The following is a 1,623-nucleotide window of genomic DNA, read 5'->3' as shown; positions in this document are numbered from 1 at the left end:
TTGCAGAAATTGGACGGAACCCAAGGCTTGTTCGCTCGTTCTTTAGGCATCCGTCTGTCTCCTATATTACTGACTTATGAGTAAAAGAGGCGCATTATTCAAGCTGGCTTCATGATGTTGCGCTTCTACACAACCCGCAGCATCTTTGCAATACCCCCATCCGGACAAAGCATCGCCGCAGTCCCGGGTGGTAGACCTTTACACCTTCGATCCACCTTGCGTTTTGGCTTACGCCATATGTGTTGCGTTGAATTGCTGATCTACCGAAAGCAGCCTCGTATACGCCGCACCCCATTCGGATGATTGAAAATGCAGCGCGCTCATACTCGCGACTAGGCTATTAACCTGACTACCTAGCGTGCCACCTGATGCGGATTTGGCAACGCGATTAGATTCGGGCTCCGAAATGATTACTTTGCCGTACCCACCCTTGTTCCAAAGCTGATCCGCAGACACTTCAAACTGAGTGTCGTAACGAGTGTCGCCATTATAACCGTGGTCTCCCCACGGATTCCGGAGAATAAAATCCCCGGTTGATCGGTCATACCCTAAAACAGAGAACATGTGTTGGTTCACCAGCTCTATGTGGCCTGAAGAATCGGTAGTGCTCTGATCGCAAGCGTACATCACCTCGGTATTACTATTCAAAGCACTGGTGATGGATTGCTTCACCGTGTCATCCCACGATGTCCGTGAAAAAGAGGAACACTCATAGGACGTCGCTTGCCTTCCAGTCACAGCCGTGAGGCCAATCTCCCAGCCACCGTCAATTGCTTTATATTCATTCGCGAGGCCGTTCATGTGCTGGTATTCTACAAAGGCCTTCTCGAGAATTTGAACCCAGCTATCACTGGAATTTTCCGCAGCATTTTGAGCAACTGCATCATTCACAGTAACGTAAACGGGATTTCCTCGGCCATCGAAGAATCTAACCCCGTAAACCCCGTTGCCATCACTCGTAAACATCGACGCAATTTTGCTCGGCTCATCCTGTGCCACACATGCGAGTGCAGCCATCAGATAACAGTCGCCTACACCGCCTTGGTTGACATCGTTTGCAGTTGGCGCGCCGCTCGTGCCGAACAACGGCTGCGTAACGTTCGCATAGCTACCGCCAAGGCCCGACAAGGATGGGTTGTCGGAGCCTAGGAACCATTTATCAATCAGCTCGTTGAACTGGAGCTGACTACTGCCAGGGGCAAGATTGCCCAGCTTGGATGAGATGTTCTGTCCGCCCGTCCAGTCAACGTTAGCGGCGTTGCCGTTGACCAATGCATTGGTCACATAGGCAAGGTATGACGATTTTCCAAGTTGCGCCGATACTTCTGACGCGTAAGTCTTAAGACTATTGAATAGTGCGTCTGTGAATCCACCGCGTCCAATGGCGCTAGCAACGCTTTGTAAATCTGAAAGTATCGATCTGTACGTGTATGTCGGTTGAGGTTGTGGCTGCGGATGAACGTAAATAATCTTGTCGTTATATCCATGCAGTTCAACGGTATCGCTCGTATCAGATAAGTATACCGCGACGTCATTTCCATATACATGGCTCTTTTGAAAATGCAGTGGGTAACGGCCGTCAGCGGGCATGCGAGTTGAATGCGGAGAAGTCGAGTTTGCCCG

At 50.3% G+C, this 1,623-nt stretch carries 1 protein-coding gene; it reads right to left on the bottom strand.

All coding sequences use genetic code 11. The annotated features are described in order from the left end of the window. Window positions 1-228: 228 nt before the first annotated feature. On the bottom strand, window positions 229-1,623 hold a 1,395-nt coding region (locus tag J8I87_RS43890; protein WP_209938881.1), incomplete at its 5' end, for a C2 family cysteine protease.

It is taken from the genome of Paraburkholderia sp. LEh10, assembly GCF_017814945.1.
In the GTDB taxonomy this organism is placed as follows: Bacteria; Pseudomonadota; Gammaproteobacteria; order Burkholderiales; family Burkholderiaceae; genus Paraburkholderia.
Note: the sequence above shows the minus strand (reverse complement) of the source record. Positions and strands in the feature narration are given on the sequence as shown.